Source organism: Akkermansia muciniphila (genome assembly GCF_018709685.1).
GTDB lineage: Bacteria > Verrucomicrobiota > Verrucomicrobiia > Verrucomicrobiales > Akkermansiaceae > Akkermansia > Akkermansia muciniphila_E.
Genome location: NZ_JABDHQ010000002.1, coordinates 189,962 through 204,417 on the forward strand (window position 1 = coordinate 189,962; position 14,456 = coordinate 204,417).

Consider the following 14,456-nt stretch of genomic DNA (forward strand, 5'->3'; position numbering starts at 1 on the left):
TTTCCGCGCCCTTTCAGGCACCGACTATCAAAATGAACCGCCCGCGGCAAGAAGCCGATGGCAACAACTTTGTCACAATGGACACCTGAAATGTCCATTTTGTTGAAAAACAACCCCGCTTTCCGGACCGGAACCGGGCTTTATTGACAAACTCCCACGTTCCCGTTACAAAAGGAGCCGGTTCCCTCCATGCCTTACTCCACCAATCAGCCGCACCCCGGAGCATGGCTGGGCCTCCCTCCGGATGAAGAACGCCCCGTGAGCCGCGCCGTCAGATACCGCTGCATCCTCCTGCTGCTCCTGTACTGGGCCATCCTCTCCGCCATCCCCCAGGGCGCGGACCGCTACGCGGAAACAGGCTCCCTCCTTCCCGCCTGGATGGGCGTGCTGGAGCTGACACCCTTCCTGCTGGTTCCCGCGTTCCTGCTCCTGGCCGTGCGCACGGCCGCCCAATGGAGAGCGCTGATGATTACCGTTTACGCGGGACTGCTCCTGAACCTGCTGATGAACCTGGCGCTTCCCGCGGAAACCATGTGGGGGGACCTCCCCGCCTCCGGCTCTTACGGCACGCTTGTCTGGCCCGGCGCGGACCACCGGGAATGGCTGGTCACGCTGCCGCGCTTCTCCCGGCTCTGGGCCCTCATTATTTACGTCTTCCTCTCCGGGAGCGGCTCTTCCCCCCTTCTGCGCCTGCTGGCCCTGGCATGGTGGTTCCTGCTGTGCCTGGCCCCCGTCAACACGGGCATGGTGGGTTACGGGGACATCCTTGGGCCGCTCGTGATCATTGCCCTCATCCTGGGGTGCATGCACCTGGCGGCCAAACGCGCCTCCTGAACCCGGACCCATAAAAAGACAGGGCGGCCATTCCACGGAGGAAACAGCCGCCCGGCGCCAGCGGGCATCAACCCGCGGGAGGCCGCCATACCCGGCGGCCCGCCCGGGACCAGTTACTTCCAGATCACTTCAAAGATATTGACGGAGCTCCCCTTCTTCCCGGTCAGGCCCAGGGCCTTCACCGGCTTCTTGACGGATTTCAGGCTGAACGTGCTCACCTTCTTCCCCTTGGCCAGGTTGCCCACAGGCACCCAACGCCCGTCGGCCCCGCAAGCCAGCACGGACGCTTCTTTCCCGTCCGACAGGACGATGGCGGCATTCGCACGCGGAGAATCACACGGAATCTCCACCTTCTCCGGAGACAATTCCACCGGGAGGAACGTAGCCAGGTTGAAATCCCCGGCCGCCCCGTTATCCGCGGACTTGCCGCCCTTGTTGGCAAGATTCAGCTTGAACTCTTCCAGGGTCACCTCCTGAGGGGAGGAGCCCGCATTCACCAGCCGGATGCCCTTGATCACGCCGCCGATCTCCGCGGAACCGTCCGCCTTCAGCGGCACCTCCGTCCAGGACTTCCCGTCCATGGAAATGTACATCCTGGCCCACTTCAGGTCCGGAGTCTTCAGGTTGACGGAGGCGGACTCCACGGACGCCCCCGCCGGAATTTGAAGCCCCAGGGACTTCTTCGGCGGCAGGGGATGCACCTCCATGATGCGCTTCAGGGAAATATCCTTGTCCCCGGCTTCCACCACGGCGGTCTTGAACGCCGGCGCGTCCGTCAGCACGGAAGGGGCGGCGGGGGCATTCACCTTGAAATCCCGGATGGCCGTCCACACGTCAGACTTTCCTCCCGGAACGCCCTGCACCGTAGCACGGTAGCGCACAAAGCGGCCTTTCTTGCCGCGGCCCTCGTACTCCACGCGCACCCCGGAGGACTCCGGCATCAGGGGAGACCAGGACTGCCCGTCCATGGACACCTCCAGCTGGCCCTTGTTCACCGCGTCCTTATCGGAATCATTGCGGCCCATCACGATGGAAACGTTGCGAATTTCCCGCGGCGCGCCCAGGTCCACGCCAAAAAAGTCACCCTTCTTCTGAACCTCCTTGCAGTAATAATAGGACTCGGGATCGTCATCCAGCATCTTCTCAATCCCTCCCTTGGACTTGGTGGAAACGTACGGCTTCACGCGGCCCACGGACTGCCCGCTCACGCGGGAAAGCACGGGGGTGGAGCCCATGTCCAGCAGCTCACGCACGGCGGGGGCCATCACCAGTTCAGACGGTTTCACGGCAGTCTGCCACTGGGAGCTCTTTTTGGTCACCTCCGTCACGTGCTTGTTGATGGCCTTGCTGATCTCCTTGCTGTAACGCTGCATCTCTGCAAGCAGGCACGCGGCCTCCATGGCGTAATTCAGCGCTCCGGAGGCATTGCCCGCCTCCGTGGCCTCAATCATCTGCATGCTGTTCACCCCGGCTTTCCCCAGGGACTCAAACTGGACAAGCCACGGCTCCACTTCCGCGATGAAGGCGGCATTATTCGCCTTGGCCCGGATCACGTCCGGCGCCTGCGCCATCCTGGCAAACTCCGTCTTCAGGCGGTCAAAGGCCTTGCTCTCGGACACCTTGCCGCCGCGGCGGCACAGCTCCAGCACCTCTTCCACCACGGGAGCGATCTCCACGGACTCCTCCTTGCGGTAATTGTGCCCGCTCGGCCCCCCGTCGCTGTTATGGTCGGCAAACGTCTGCATGGCGGAGGCGCAGCCGGGAAACAGGATGCGGATGCTGTCCTTCCACGTCTTGTCCGAATCGTACGCCTTGGCATTCCAGGTCATGTTCGCCACGCTGAACAGGGAAATCTTGGAGGCCTCCGGCTTGTCCATCGGATTGGAGGCGAACCCCTGCATGAACGGCATCGCGTCCGCGTCCACGCCATAAGTGCGTCCCAGGAACAGGGCGTGGCGCACGTAATCCGTCACCGGGAAATTCCACCAGATGAACGCGGGCCTCTGGAGATACTTGTTGATCCCTTTCAGCGCCGGCGTCTTGATGTCGCTCACGATTCCGGACCCCGTCCACATAATGCCGATGTCCTTGTCCAGATGTTCCCCCATCACCTCGTGGTAACGTCCCCCGCCGCCGGAATACGCCGTGGGGCACACAATCAGCGGAGTCACGTCCGGCTTCTTGTGAATAAACTCCTTGTTCAGGTAATTCAGGAACTCCACCTGGCCCTCCGGCTTGGCTCCCTCCCCGCCGATGTCGTCAAAAAACACCGCAAAGGAACGGAACCCCAGGTCATACATCATCTCAAACTTCTTCACGGCGGCCTTCCGGTCCGCCTCCCCCCAGTGAATATCCGCGCCGGGGTGCACGGCCCAGACAAAATTCACCTTGTTCTGCCTGGCGACCTTCACCAGCTCTTTCAGGTCCTTGGCCATGTCTGCGGGATACGGTTCGCGCCAGCGCTTGGAAAAACCGTGGAACACGTCGTCCTTCGGGCCGTAGATGTACGTATTCATCTTGTACTTCCCGTAAAACTTGAACTGGCTGATGCGCCCCTCCTGCCCCCAGGGCAGCCCGTAAAATCCTTCAATGGTGCCGCGGAACGGAACGTCCGGCCAGTCCAGGACCTCCACCACAGGCACCGTCACGCCGGAAGGAGTCTTCTCCGCCAGCTGAAGCAGCGTCTGGGCCGCGTAAAACAGGCCTTCATCATCATACCCCGTCATCCGGATGCCCTGGGGGGTTACGCTCAGGGAATAGGCCCCGGCCTTCTGCGGAACATTTCCGGCGGCCTTCTTGCTCCCCTTGATGATGGACATCTGCACGGGCAGCCCGTTCGGGGTGATGGAAAACATGCTCTTCAGCGCATTCACGGTAGGCTCATCCCGCGCGCCCGACAGCTTCAGGGCCGGAACCGTCACGGAACCGCCGCTCCGGGTCATCTTCTGCGGAATGGGATACACCGGCATCCCGGCCGCCTTTTTGGCGCGGGAGGCCGCAGGCGCGGCGGAAGAGGCAGGGGAAGAAGACTGGGCGAACACCGGAAGGGCAAGGCTGGCCCCAAGCGCTGTGACCGCCGCCATGGATCGGAAGGAAATCAGGTTCATATGTGCAAAAGTAAAAAGCCTGTGCAGGACAAGTCCACGAAACTACGGACCAATCGCTTCATTTCTAACAGGGCCCCTCCCGTATGTCAAATTACTTCCCCCGGCTTCTCCCGGCTGATGAATCGTTTGCGCAGGCGGCTGCCCTTCCGGACAGTTCCGGATATCCCGTCCGCCTCTCCCGTTTTTTATGGGGGCTCCGGTTCCGGACAATAAAACCCGCCTCAGGAAAACTCCATTCGTGAGGCGGGGAAAAAGAACCGGAGGCGCTCCGCGGAACGGAAAGGCCGGATAAGGAAATAACGGGAATAATATTATTCTCTTTAATTTTTACTGAAGAAACCGGAAATATCGAAATAGACGACCACTTCCCTGCCTTTTTTCGTCTTGATCGTAATCACGTCAAAGAACTTGCCTTCATGCTCCATGAGCGCCTGCTTGAGCTTCTCATAATCCCTGTATTTTTTCTCAAGCCATTTCCTTTCGGCAGGAACTCCATCCATGGAATTCTTTGCGCCAACAATGACGACGGCCTTTTCAAAGCTGGAGCCGTCTCCTCCTTCATAAGTAATGCGGGCACGGGCCTCTCTTTTTTCCAGCCGCTGTGGCAATTCCGCATCTGCGGCCTGAACAACGGCGCATACACCGGAACACAATGCAATGGATAGGATGGGCAGCAAGGGTTTCATACTGTTTGACCTATAGACGGTATCCGCGCCCATGTAAAGCTTTCTTTCAAGAATGAAGCATGGCCGTAACGCTTTGGGAATAAATACGCGGCCAGCCACGAAAAAAACTGGACGGGCCATCCTTGACGGGTCATGTCCGGAGCAGCCCATCTCCGCCTACAGCCACGCAGCCACTTCATCCAGGGTCTTGACGCGGGCCGTAGCGCCAGTCGGCGCATCCCCGGTGGAAAACAGGAAATTACGGCCCACCCCGGCGAAAAGGGCCGCCTGGATGTCCCGCTCCCGGTCGCCCACGGATACGCAGGCCGCCATATCCAGCCCGTATGCCGCGGCAGCTTTCAAAAACAGGCCGGGATTCGGCTTCCGGTCAGGATGGCCGTCATCCACGCTGGGACAGTGGAACACACCCGCTATCTCCGCCCCGGCGGCGCTGAACGCGCCTTTCATATGCTCCGTCAGCCGGGAGAAATCCTCTTCCGTAAACATGCCGCGGCCTATGCCGGACTGGTTGGTCACCACAATGACCAGATACCCCTTTTCCCGCGCCTTCCGGCAAAGGTCCAGAATGCCGGGAACCAGCTGGAAATCCTCCCTGCGGTGAACGTACCCGCCATCCACGTTCACTACGCCGTCCCGGTCCAGAAACAGAGCTTTAGGCGCCATACATTTCCTGCTCCACCAGCTCGCAAACCAGATGGCCCACGGCAATGTGCATCTCCTGAATGTTGTTCGTGGCGTGGGAGGGAACGGCAATGCAGAAATCCGCACAGGCCTTCATCTCCCCGCCGCCCTGGCCCGTCAGGGCCACGGTCCTGACACCCATGCGGCGCGCCAGCTCCATCGCCAGGACGATGTTCCGGCTGTTGCCGCTCGTGGAAAGCCCCACCAGCAGGTCACCGGAACGGCCCACTCCCTCCAGTTGCCTGGAAAAGACCGTTTCATACCCGTAATCATTCCCCACGGCGGTCAGGATGGAAGTATCCACTGTCAGGGCCAGCGCATTCATGGCGGGACGGTTCAGCTTGTAGCGGCCCACCAGCTCGGCGGCCAGGTGCTGGGAATCCGCCGCGGACCCGCCGTTGCCGCAGAACATGATCTTGTTCCCGGCCTTGAGGGTATCCGCGCAGACGCGGGCGACCTGTTCAATCTCCCCGGCCATGGCGGACAGGGCCTTGAAATTATCCGCTATCCCTAAAATCTGATTCCTGATGTACTCGCTCATTCTGGACTGTTCTTCATGCGGTTGATGATATTGGTGGAGGAAAATCCCTCCAGGCGCGGCAATTCAAGCGCCTGCCCCCCGTAAGACTTCACGTACTGCCCTTCCGGCCAGCGTTCCAGCGGGTAGCCCTCCTTGGCAATCACGTCCGGGCGCAGCTTTTCAATCAGCGGCAGGGCCGTATCCTCGTCAAACGGCACCACGTAATCAATGAAATCCAGGGAAGCCAGCAGCAGGGAACGCATCTCCTCGTTATTGATGGGCCTGTCCTCCCCCTTCAGCCGCTTGATGGAGGCATCCGTATTCAGCCCCACAAAAAGCACGTCGCACGCTTCCCGCGCCTTCATGAAGGAATGCAGGTGCCCCAGATGCAGCAGGTCAAAACAGCCGTTCGTAAAACCCACCACCTTCTTTTCCCGGCGGAAGCGGTCTGCCAGCTCCGCTGCCGCCTCCGGCGTCAGGATATTGTTCCGGTGGTGCCAGGAGGGAGCCTTCCGGGCTTTCTCCTCCAGGGCCTTTTTCAGTTCCGGTCCGGTCACGCTGGCCGTGCCGAACTTGCCCACCACGATTCCGGCGGCCACGTTGGACACCACCAGAGCCTCCGGCACGGTGGCCCCGGCGGCCAGCGCCGCGCCCAGGCTGGCCAGGGAGGTATCCCCCGCTCCGGACACGTCAAACACCTCGCGGGCCTCCGTGGGAATGCAGACAAAATCGGCGGGATGGGAGGAAGGAATGAAAATCATGCCGTGCTCGCTCAGGGTGACGAGCAGGTTCTCAATGCCGAACTCCGTGAACAGCCGCTGCGCTCCTTCCATGGCCGCCTGTTCCCAGCCCGGCACGGAGGGATTCAGCGCCACGCCCGTCGCCTCCTGGAACTCCTTCATATTCGGCTTCACCAGCGTGGCCCCCCTGTAGCGGGAATAATCCGCCCCCTTCGGGTCCACGATCACGGACTTGCCCGCCGCCCGGCACCGGGCAATCACGGCGGGGGTGGTTTCCCCGTCAAACAGGCCCTTCCCGTAATCGGACAAAAGGACAAGGTCCGCCTCCGGCAGGCAGGCGTCCACCCGTTCCAGAAAACGGGCGGCCAGCTCAGGAACCATCCGCAGCGGCTGCTCCTGGTCCGCCCGCAGCAAATGATGCTTGCCCGCCACAAAACGGATCTTCACGGTCGTCTCATACCCCTCGCACTCCACCAGCTCCGGAACGCAGCACGTCTCTTCCAGAAAACGCCGCACCTGCCGTCCGTGGCCGTCATTGCCCACCACGCTGACAAAGGTGGTGCCGCACCCCAGCGCGCACAGGTTGCTCACCACGTTGCCCGCACCGCCCAGCATGCGCGTCTCCCGGTCCATCTTCATGATGGGAACCGGAGCCTCCGGGGAAATCCGGCTGACGCTGCCGTACAGGAATTTGTCCAGCATTACGTCCCCGATGCAGAGAATCCGCACCCGGGGAAATCCGTCAATCAATGTGTGCAGGCGGTTCATGGGAGACGTTCTTTTCTACCATGCCCCATACCGTAAGGCAAGGACAGTTGAAGCCCGTTCCGGAGCAGGAAAACGCATCATGCGGGCGTCCGCCCCCGCTGCGGACGCCGGAACCCTTTCTTCAGAGACAAAAAATGGGTCAGCCATGATAAAAATCTTGACCTGTAAGCAGGAAAGCACTACGTATTGTCTCCCGTTCCCGGACGAATAGAAAAAGGAAAACAAATCATGCGTGAAGTTACCGTAAGAAAAGGTGAACCTATCGACCGCGCTCTCAAGCGCCTTAAAACCAAGCTGGATGTTGAAGGCATTCTGGATGAAATGCGCCGCCGCCGCGCCTTTGAAACCCCGATGGACGAACGCCGCCGCAAGGCCCGTTCCGCCAGCAAGCGCAACAAAGTAAAGTGGCGTTACAGCAACAGGAGCGAAGAAGCAGCTCCCGAAACTACTGAAACTCCCGTTTCCGCTCCTGAAGCTTAAATCAGTATTGGTTCGGGAATAGAACCCATTTCAATGAGGGCAACCCTTTCTCAAGGTTTGCCCTTTTTGCTTCCCTCAGCACATGAATCAGTCCGCCCAGCTTTTCTCCCGCGCGCGCGCCGTCATCCCAGGCGGCGTCAACTCCCCCGTCCGAGCCTTCCGCAATGTGGACGGCGACCCCTTCTTTGTCCAGTCCGCCAAAGGCGCGTACATCACGGACGCGGACGGACGCCAGCTCATTGACTACATCGGCACGTGGGGCCCGGCCATCCTGGGCCACGCCCCGCAGCCCGTCATGGACGCCGTCCATGCCGCCGTGGACAGGGGGCTGGGCTACGGCATTCCCGCTCCGGCGGAAGTGGATATGGCGGAAATGATCACGGAAATGGTGCCCTCCGTGGAAAAAGTGCGCATGGTGAACTCCGGCACGGAAGCCACCATGTCCGCCATCAGGCTGGCGCGCGGCTACACCGGACGCCGCAAAATCATCAAATTCATCGGGTGCTACCACGGCCATGTGGACTCCCTGCTGGTGGCGGCAGGCTCCGGCGCGCTCACCTTCGGGGAGCCGGACAGCGCAGGCGTTCCCAGGGAGATGACCCAGCTCACCATCACCGTCCCCTACAATGACCGGGAAGCAGTGAAGAAAGCCTTTGAGCTCCATGGGAACGACATCGCCGCCGTCATCCTGGAGCCCTTCCCGGCCAACGCCGGGCTTTACTTCCCGCAGAACGGCTTCCTCCACTTCCTGCGGGAAGTCACGCTCCGCTACGACTCCCTGCTCATCTTTGACGAAGTCATGACGGGCTTCCGCGTCGCGCCCGGCGGCGTGCAACAGCTTTACGGCATCACGCCGGACCTCACCTGCATGGGGAAGGTCATCGGCGGTGGCCTCCCTGTGGGAGCCTTCGGCGGCAGGGCGGAAATCATGGACTGCCTCTCCCCGCTCGGCCCGGTGTACCAGGCGGGCACCCTCTCCGGCAACCCGGTCGCCATGGCGGCGGGCCTGGCCCAGCTCCGGGAGCTCCTGAACGGGAACGCGTATGACCGCCTGGAACAGCTCGGCGCGCGCCTGGAGGAAGGCATCAGGGAAGCTCTCCGGAGACACGGAAAAAACTACACCTTCCACCGCGCGGGCTCCATGTTCTGCCTCTTCTTCACGGAAGAGGAGGTCTATGACCTGGACACCGCGCAAAAGGCCTCCAAGGAACTCTTCAAGCCCTTCTTCTGGAACATGCTGGAACAGGGCGTCTACTTCGCCCCCTCCCCGTATGAAACGGGCTTCATCTCCACGGCCCATACGGAGGAAGACATTGACCGTACGGTGGAAGCCGTCCGCGCCAGCCTCTCCAAACTGGGATAATGCCCCTGATTTGAAGTGACAGGCCACTTTCCTTGCCCTATAAGGATGCCATGAGACAAATGACGGGGTCCATGCTGCTTGTATCAGCAGCAGCCATCGCAGCCGCCCCCCTGGCGGAAGCGGAGGAAAGGACCATCCAGCTCACGGAGGCTGAAAAACAGGAAATCAAAACAGGGAGTGAAAGCCTGCTGGGCCTCACCCTCCGTTTCCTGCATGACTCCTGGCCCCTGGAAATCATGTACCCCGGGGAGGCGCAGGAAGAATTCCACTCCATCCTCAACTGCTACCGGATGCTGGAGCAATTCCGGCAGACGGGCAACCTCCTGCTTCAGGCTCCGGACCGCAACACCCCGCTCCATCTCTGCATTGCCTTGGGATTGAACCCATTAGCCATCCGGATGATAGAAGCCGGGGCCCCCGTCAATGCGCAATCCATCTTCATGCATGACGGCATGAAGGAACCGGGGGACACTCCCCTCACCTGGGCATGCCTGTCAGGCCTTTACATGAACTCCACGGCGGAAGACAGACTGCCGCTGGTGAAGGCCCTGCTCAAGCACGGAGCCAACCCGGACCAGCCGGGACCGTGGGGAGTCACCCCGTTCATGTACTCCGCCGCCCTCAATGACTCCGACCCCGGACAGGAAAAAATAGCCCTGGCCCTGCTGGACGCAGGTTCCCCTGACCTCAAGCGCAGGCTGAACGCCCAGGCGCGCGGCGTGGGCTTCCTCAGTCTTTCCCCGGCCATTTATGAACGCCTCATCAAGGCCGGATTCGACGTCAACGAACGTTTCTTTGAAAGCAAGCAGTCTCCCCTGCACCTGGTCTGCACCAAGGAAAAACCGGCGGAACGCCTCATTCCCCTCATTGAACTCCTCATTAAGGCGGGAGCGGACCCCAACCAGCCGGACGTGGACGGCCTGACGCCGCTGATGGCCTGCAATTCTCCGGAAATAGCCGTCTGCCTCATGGACAACGGCGCCAATCCCGCCCTCCGCAACGATGACGGGCAGACAGCCTATGACTTCCACATGAAAAACGGGTATCCCCCCATTGCGGAAGCCATTAAAAACTGGCAGGCCAACCGGAAAAAGGCGGACGGCGCACGCTGACCGCACTATTCACGTCCCGGACCCGCGCCCATTCAAAAGGGAAAACGCCAGTTCCCTTACAACAATAATCCGCCAGGGAAAACGCCGGAGGCCGGCCGCCATCATCCCGGGACATGAAAAAAGCCGCCCCCGGCCATGGGAGGCGGCTTTGAAAAACACGGGAGGCCGTTATTCCTCCGCTTCAATGCCTTCGCCGATCATCTTGAGATCTTCCGGCATCTTGCCTGTCGTGAAGTAGCCTTCAATCTCTTCCAGGGAGCGCCCCTTGGTTTCAGGCAGGAAGAAGGTCACCGTAATGAAGTACAGCACCGTAATGCCGCCCAGCGTGAAGAACACGCCGGAGTAGCCGCAGCTTCCCACCCACGGAAGGAAGGAGCCGGCAATGATCGTGGAAACAAGCTGGTTGATCAGCAGCGCAATCGCCATGCCGTTGGAACGGATGCGGGCGGGCATCAGTTCGGACAGGGCCAGCCAGACGCACACGCCGGGACCGGTAGCGTAAAACGCAATGAAGATAATGAAGAACGCGGTCACGCCCCAGCCCATGGTGGTATCCGGCTTTTCACCCAGTTCCGCCTTCAGGATGGAAACGGGCTTCATGGCATAGCCGTCCTTGCCGTTCACCACCATCTTGTTGGTGGAATCCGGCACGGCCTTGATCAGGGCCAGGGAAGCCTTGTCCTCTTCCTTCTTGATGTCCTTGACATCCTTGGTCAGCTCGGCAAATTCCACCACGGAAAGCTGGGTGGAGGACCCCATCAGGAACTGGTACCAGGCGGGATTGGCTTCCGGCTGGTCATAGGTGATGATGAGCTGCATCCTGTTGATGTCCTTGTCGCCCATGTCGTTCTTGGCGAGCAGGTCCTTGACGAAGGGAGAATCAGGGGTGCGTTCCAGTTGAAGCGTGCGGATGGAACTCACGTCCTTGCCCTGTTCAAACTCCTTCTGGACGGAGGGGCTCTGGGCGGCCAGCAGGGCGGCCACGTCCGTGGTCACGTCCTTGCGGGCTTTTTCCACATTATTGAACAGGAAACCGGTGCCGAGAAGGCCCACCACAATGCCGGCGGTGCCGATCTTGAGCAGGAATTTGCGGCCCTTGCGGTCCACCAGAACCATGGCGACGATGGTCATCAGGCAGTTCACCACCTTGATGGTGAAGTCTGCCCAGTTGGCGGTAGTGCCTTCCAGGCCAGCCTGCTGGAATACCTTCACGGAGTAGTTCAGCACGGAGTTGATACCCGTAGCCTGCGTAAAGGCCAGGACGAGGACTGCCAGAACAAAGGGATAAACATACTTGCGCTGAAGAAGGGATTCACCGGAAGAACTCTGCTTCTTGAGCTCCTCAGCCTTCTGCTTCTCTTCCTCTTCAATATGGACCATCTCATCAAATACCTCCTTGGCGCGCACATCTCCGTAACTGCGCACCAGCACGGCCATGGCTTCATCCTTGCGGCCGCGGCGGAACAGGTAACGGGGGGATTCGCTCAAACGGAAGGAACCGAAGAACAGGAAAAGGCCGGGAACGGCGCAAACCCAGAAAATGGCCTGCCACGCAAAAATCTTGGCGGAAGTCAGCGTTTCTTCGCTCGCGCCGGAATTTTCCACACCGCCCACATAACTGGCGGCAAGCAAGCCGACTACAGCGGCAAACACCAGGCCCACCGTCAGCAGGAACTGGAACATCCCCGTTCCTTTGCCACGGGACTCCGCGCTTAAACACTCTGCCAGGTACAGGGGAACCACCACGCCTACAATACCGGCGCTGGCGCCCTGGAGAATACGGCCCAGCAGCATGATGCCGAACACCTCCTGGGACAGGCAGATCACGGGAATACTCACCGTGAACAGGGCGGCGGCTACGGTAATCAACGCCTTGCGTCCCATCTTGTCGGCCAGGTACCCGGCAAACAGGGAAGAAAGCACGCTGCCGAACAGCACGGCCGCCACCACCTGGGAAAGCTGGGAGGGATTAAAGCCAGCCGTCTGCTCAATGTAGGGGAGCGCCGCAGCAATCACGCCGACGTCCACACCATAAAGAAGGCCGCCCAAACCGGCCATGATAAGGAGGTAGCGCATGTATCGCCTGGCCGCATCCGGAACGGCGGCCTTCATGTTTTCTTGGTCTGTCATGGTCGTTGCATTCTAGTAAATTGGCTTTTCTCCGCAACCAAAAAAGAGACGCTTCCGGGACAAAAACAACTTTCTTCCCGTGAAATGCATTCAAACAGCGGAAATACCACACGGAAAACCGGCGGGCGTGATAAAAAAAGAACGATTATTTAAACCAGTTCCCTTCAAGTTCTTCTTCCTTTTATGGATAAACAGCGGAAAAAACCTTCTTCATCCGCCGCCCATCCGGGGCACACCTAAAAGGCCCGTTTGAGTTTTCCACACACCGGACAGCGCATAAAAAACACGCTGTCCCGTATTCATCCGGAGAACCCCGGCTTCAGGGAGCAGCCCCCCCTATTGGGAGGCCCTGCCGGAAGAATCTATCCCCAGCCGCTTTTCAATCAGGTTCACGGACAATTCCGCGCACAAGCGCAATTCATTATCCGTATCCCTGGTGAAGGCCTTGAGCGCGGAAAGGGAAGCTTCCGAACCGATTTCTCCCAAAATGCGGGCGGCGGAGCGCTTCAGCACAAAATCATCGGACTCATTCATCAGGCGGATGATGTCCGCTTCCCCCGTGGGGCCTGCCGCCTTGCACTCCTCCTCCCACTTCTGCGGGTCCTTTTTCCACTCATCCAGAAGCAGCGCAAAGTTTTTCTTTTCCGGACCGTGCAGCAAAAACCTGACCAGGGAAGCCGGAATATCACAATCCGCCTTCTTCAGCTCCGTGGCTACATAATAAACCACACGCTGGGCCTCCGCATCCTCCGGACGGCCCCACACCACCAGGGCGGAGGCCAGCGCGGTCACATACTCCGCATCACGGCCCCACGGCTCCCGGAGAAGCTCCACCAACTTGGCGGAAACTTCAGGGCGCATCCGGTCAGGCTCCACGGACGCCAGGCGCTTGGCCGCGGCAATGACGCGCCGGATATCCAGGCAGGACAATTCCTTCAAATTAGCCAGCACGAAATACTGGTGGCGTTCATCCTGCAATGCGGCGGAAGCGGGCCGGGCTTCAAACTTGTCCCGGTTCAGCACCACTTCCACAAAAAAGCGTTCCTTGTCCTGCAAGGTCACTTTCCCCATCTTGGAGGCCACATCCACAAACTCCTTGAACGTAATAGGAGTGGGGGTAATTACGAACAACCCGCCCCCCGTTCCCTTGCGGTCGTAAAAAATAGGTTCGTCCTCGGACTGGGTCATCCTCTTCAAATACGCCTTCACCATGTCCCGGTTGGCTCCGTTCACCCCGACCACCCACGCGCCCAGCACTCCCTGGTCTTCCTTGCGGTCAATGGCGGCAAACAACGGTTTCAGGTCCCCTTCCCCATAATTCTGTACGGAAGCGGCCGGACCGGCCGCCTGTTCCCAGCCCATGCCGGTAAAGCCGGAAACATCTTCCTCCTCAGGCTGGGGAACATGTTCTCTGCCGGTACGCAGGGAGGGGTTCAGTTTCACCGGATAAGCGAAAGGCAGGGAAGCGATGCCCCCGGCGACCAGAAAGCCCAGCAGGATGAAAACAATCTTGTGCCTCCGCCCGGCACATGCCATCAGCCCCCCGGCCAGACAGGCGAAAAACAGGGCGAACGCCTTCTGCTGGGGCTGCTGCAGCATGGAAAGGAATGAGGTTCCGTCCATCTCGGAAGACGCATTGTAAAAAAGCCAGAGACAGCCGGCGGCAATGACCAGGGACGCGCAAAGGCACATCAACTGAATCAGCCCCGTCTCCATCAACGCGCTCTGAATAACTTCCCGCCGGTCCTTGGGGGTACTGACGGAAATGGCCTTCTTCGCCTTGGCGAAAGGTTTTTTGGGGATCAGCTTTTCCCTGTCGCAGAGAAACTCATGGCCGCATTTGCTACAATTCACCATCGAACCCTCCGCGGAGGAAGGAACATTGATATGTCGTTTGCACTGTGGACAATTCAGATTCACGTGAGCCAAATATGCACGTTTTTGATTCTTTTGCAATACCTCTCTTCCAAACTTTCCTTTTGCCGGATATTCTGCATAAATTTTCAAGGTTGCTCCATTAAACTCCCTTTCAACA

At 59.7% G+C, this 14,456-nt stretch carries 11 protein-coding genes; 4 read left to right on the top strand and 7 right to left on the bottom strand.

Annotation, left to right across the window (positions count from 1 at the left end; all coding sequences use genetic code 11):
* The first annotated feature begins 189 nt into the window (after positions 1–189).
* Entirely contained in the window at positions 190–834 is a 645-nt protein-coding gene (locus HHJ06_RS02250; RefSeq protein WP_215427177.1) for a hypothetical protein, read from the top strand.
* A gap of 113 nt (positions 835–947) precedes the next feature.
* Here the strand turns inward: HHJ06_RS02250 and HHJ06_RS02255 are convergent, their stop codons facing one another.
* From HHJ06_RS02255 to HHJ06_RS02275, 5 genes are all read right to left on the bottom strand, one after another.
* A complete protein-coding gene (locus tag HHJ06_RS02255) occupies positions 948–3,941 on the bottom strand; it encodes a beta-N-acetylglucosaminidase domain-containing protein (protein ID WP_215427179.1) in 2,994 nt (997 codons plus the stop codon).
* 320 nt (positions 3,942–4,261) lie between these two features.
* Complete coding sequence (locus HHJ06_RS02260) at positions 4,262–4,747, bottom strand: hypothetical protein (protein WP_215427181.1); 486 nt, start codon at positions 4,745–4,747, stop codon at positions 4,262–4,264.
* 36 nt (positions 4,748–4,783) lie between these two features.
* Positions 4,784–5,290 carry a D-glycero-alpha-D-manno-heptose-1,7-bisphosphate 7-phosphatase gene (locus HHJ06_RS02265; protein ID WP_215427183.1) on the bottom strand — a complete coding sequence of 169 codons (507 nt, stop codon included), beginning with the start codon at positions 5,288–5,290 and terminating at the stop codon, positions 4,784–4,786.
* Positions 5,280–5,849 carry a D-sedoheptulose 7-phosphate isomerase gene (gmhA, locus tag HHJ06_RS02270; protein WP_215427185.1) on the bottom strand — a complete coding sequence of 190 codons (570 nt, stop codon included), beginning with the start codon at positions 5,847–5,849 and terminating at the stop codon, positions 5,280–5,282. Before gmhA ends, HHJ06_RS02265 begins: the two co-directional genes overlap by 11 nt.
* A complete protein-coding gene (locus HHJ06_RS02275) occupies positions 5,846–7,336 on the bottom strand; it encodes a PfkB family carbohydrate kinase (RefSeq protein WP_215427187.1) in 1,491 nt (496 codons plus the stop codon). The genes gmhA and HHJ06_RS02275 overlap by 4 nt, the downstream gene beginning before the upstream one ends.
* A 228-nt stretch (positions 7,337–7,564) precedes the next feature.
* On the opposite strand from HHJ06_RS02275, the gene rpsU reads away from it, so the two are divergent.
* From rpsU to HHJ06_RS02290, 3 genes are all read left to right on the top strand, one after another.
* Positions 7,565–7,816 (top strand): 30S ribosomal protein S21, encoded by a 252-nt coding sequence (rpsU, locus tag HHJ06_RS02280; protein WP_215427189.1) that lies wholly within the window; start codon positions 7,565–7,567, stop codon positions 7,814–7,816.
* A gap of 82 nt (positions 7,817–7,898) precedes the next feature.
* The gene (hemL, locus tag HHJ06_RS02285) at positions 7,899–9,179 is read left to right on the top strand and encodes a glutamate-1-semialdehyde 2,1-aminomutase (RefSeq protein WP_215427191.1); all 1,281 of its coding nucleotides are present in this window, start codon (positions 7,899–7,901) and stop codon (positions 9,177–9,179) included.
* Positions 9,180–9,229: 50 nt separating this feature from the next.
* On the top strand, positions 9,230–10,291 hold the full coding sequence (locus tag HHJ06_RS02290; protein WP_215427193.1) for an ankyrin repeat domain-containing protein: 1,062 nt from the start codon (positions 9,230–9,232) through the stop codon (positions 10,289–10,291).
* Positions 10,292–10,459: 168 nt separating this feature from the next.
* Here the strand turns inward: HHJ06_RS02290 and HHJ06_RS02295 are convergent, their stop codons facing one another.
* Together HHJ06_RS02295 and HHJ06_RS02300 are read right to left on the bottom strand one after the other, a co-directional pair.
* Positions 10,460–12,421, bottom strand: a complete 1,962-nt coding sequence (locus tag HHJ06_RS02295; protein ID WP_215427195.1) for an MFS transporter — start codon at positions 12,419–12,421, stop codon at positions 10,460–10,462.
* 336 nt (positions 12,422–12,757) lie between these two features.
* Positions 12,758–14,278, bottom strand: coding sequence for a HEAT repeat domain-containing protein (locus tag HHJ06_RS02300; RefSeq protein ID WP_215427197.1), 1,521 nt, complete (start codon positions 14,276–14,278; stop codon positions 12,758–12,760).
* Positions 14,279–14,456: the final 178 nt, after the last annotated feature.

Coding starts and splice junctions, on each gene's coding strand:
- HHJ06_RS02290 (WP_215427193.1), top strand. CDS start 9,230: ATGAGACAAATGACGGGGTCCATGCTGCTTGTATCAGCAGCAGCCATC.
- gmhA (WP_215427185.1), bottom strand. CDS start 5,849: ATGAGCGAGTACATCAGGAATCAGATTTTAGGGATAGCGGATAATTTC.
- HHJ06_RS02260 (WP_215427181.1), bottom strand. CDS start 4,747: ATGGCCCGTCCAGTTTTTTTCGTGGCTGGCCGCGTATTTATTCCCAAA.
- HHJ06_RS02300 (WP_215427197.1), bottom strand. CDS start 14,278: ATGGTGAATTGTAGCAAATGCGGCCATGAGTTTCTCTGCGACAGGGAA.
- HHJ06_RS02275 (WP_215427187.1), bottom strand. CDS start 7,336: ATGAACCGCCTGCACACATTGATTGACGGATTTCCCCGGGTGCGGATT.
- HHJ06_RS02255 (WP_215427179.1), bottom strand. CDS start 3,941: ATGAACCTGATTTCCTTCCGATCCATGGCGGCGGTCACAGCGCTTGGG.
- hemL (WP_215427191.1), top strand. CDS start 7,899: ATGAATCAGTCCGCCCAGCTTTTCTCCCGCGCGCGCGCCGTCATCCCA.
- rpsU (WP_215427189.1), top strand. CDS start 7,565: ATGCGTGAAGTTACCGTAAGAAAAGGTGAACCTATCGACCGCGCTCTC.
- HHJ06_RS02295 (WP_215427195.1), bottom strand. CDS start 12,421: ATGACAGACCAAGAAAACATGAAGGCCGCCGTTCCGGATGCGGCCAGG.
- HHJ06_RS02265 (WP_215427183.1), bottom strand. CDS start 5,290: ATGGCGCCTAAAGCTCTGTTTCTGGACCGGGACGGCGTAGTGAACGTG.
- HHJ06_RS02250 (WP_215427177.1), top strand. CDS start 190: ATGCCTTACTCCACCAATCAGCCGCACCCCGGAGCATGGCTGGGCCTC.